Source organism: Streptomyces sp. NPDC018964, from assembly GCF_044390325.1.
Classification (GTDB): domain Bacteria; phylum Actinomycetota; class Actinomycetes; order Streptomycetales; family Streptomycetaceae; genus Streptomyces.
The window spans coordinates 1-1,505 of sequence record NZ_JBIRYZ010000072.1; the positions used below are offsets into that span (position 1 = coordinate 1).

At 70.4% G+C, this 1,505-nt stretch carries 1 protein-coding gene; it reads left to right on the forward strand.

Annotation, left to right across the window (positions count from 1 at the left end; all coding sequences use genetic code 11):
* Positions 1-57: 57 nt before the first annotated feature.
* Positions 58-1,505, forward strand: a 1,448-nt coding sequence (locus ACH5AO_RS37245; protein WP_398932575.1) for an ISAzo13 family transposase, incomplete at its 3' end; no start/stop codon positions are given.

Sequence of the window (1,505 nt, forward strand, 5' to 3'; positions counted from 1 at the left end):
AAGGGCCTGCCGATCATCAAGGTGTTGCTTTCGGGGGTGGGGTCTCGTTGATGTCGTATGCGCATCCCGGACGAGACTCGTGATCAACTTGCTGTGAAGTTCGCGGTGTTGTTCCCGCATCTGGACGAGCGGCAGCGGCGGTTGCTGGCGGCCGCGGAGGCCCGGAGCCTGGGCCATGGCGGCATCCGGGCCGTGGCCCGGGCGGCCGGGATGAGCGAGACAACGATCCGCAGGGGTATGTCCGACCTGGAGGCGGGCGAGCCCCTGGTGGGGCGGGTGCGGCGGTCGGGCGGTGGGCGCAAACGCGTCGCGGACCTCGATCCCGGACTGCGCTCTGCGCTGCTGGCGCTGGTCGAGCCGGACGAGCGCGGGGATCCGATGTCGCCGTTGCGGTGGACGACCAGGTCGACCCGTACGCTGGCGGCCGAGCTGACCCGCCAGGGACACCGGGTCGGTGCCGACACCGTCGCCGGCCTGTTGCGCCAGGAGGGTTTCCGGCTGCAGGCCAACGTCAAGACGCTCGAGGGCAGTCAGCACGTGGACCGGGATGCCCAGTTCCGGTATCTCAACGAGCAGGCACGCGATCACCGGGACGCGGGCCAGCCGGTGATCAGCGTGGACACCAAGAAGAAGGAGTTGGTCGGCGACTTCCACAATCCGGGCCGTTCCTGGCGTCCGACGGGTGACCCGGTGCTGGTGCGCGTGCATGACTTCGCCGATCCGCAGCTGGGCAAGGCCATCCCTTACGGCATCTACGACCTGGCGGCCGACACCGGCTGGATCAACGTCGGCACCGACCACGACACCGCCGCGTTCGCGGTGGAGTCGATCCGCCGCTGGTGGCACGACCGGGGCCGGGCCGCCTATCCGCGGGCTTCCCGGCTGCTGATCACCGCCGATGCGGGCGGCTCCAACGGCTACCGCACCCGGGCCTGGAAACTCCACCTCGCCCGTCTGGCCGCCGAGACCGGCCTGACCATCACGGTCTGCCACCTGCCTCCAGGCACCTCGAAGTGGAACAAGATCGAGCACCGGCTCTTCTCGCACATCACCATGAACTGGCGCGGCCGCCCGCTGACCAGCCACGAAGTCATCCTCGAATCGATCGCCGCGACCACCACCCGCACCGGACTGCGCGTGCAGGCCCGGCTGGACACCAACACCTACCCCACCGGCATCGGTGTCGGCGACGCGGAGACGGCGGCCCTACCGCTGACCCGGCATACCTTCCACGGCGAGTGGAACTATGCCCTGCACCCCCAGCCGACCCCGGCCGTCCCGGCAGCCCGCAGCAGCCGGCCACCGGCACCGCGGTGGGACCCGGCCATACTGTCCGATCCCGCACTGACCGGCCTGACCCCGCACCGGCTGCAGCACCTCACCGAAACCCTGGCCGCGAAAGGGGACACCCGCCGCGGCCGCCCACCCCGGCTCACCTTCGCCGACCAAGTCCTGGCCACCGTGCTCCACCTGCACGTCAACCTGGCCGCGGAACCCCTCGCCGT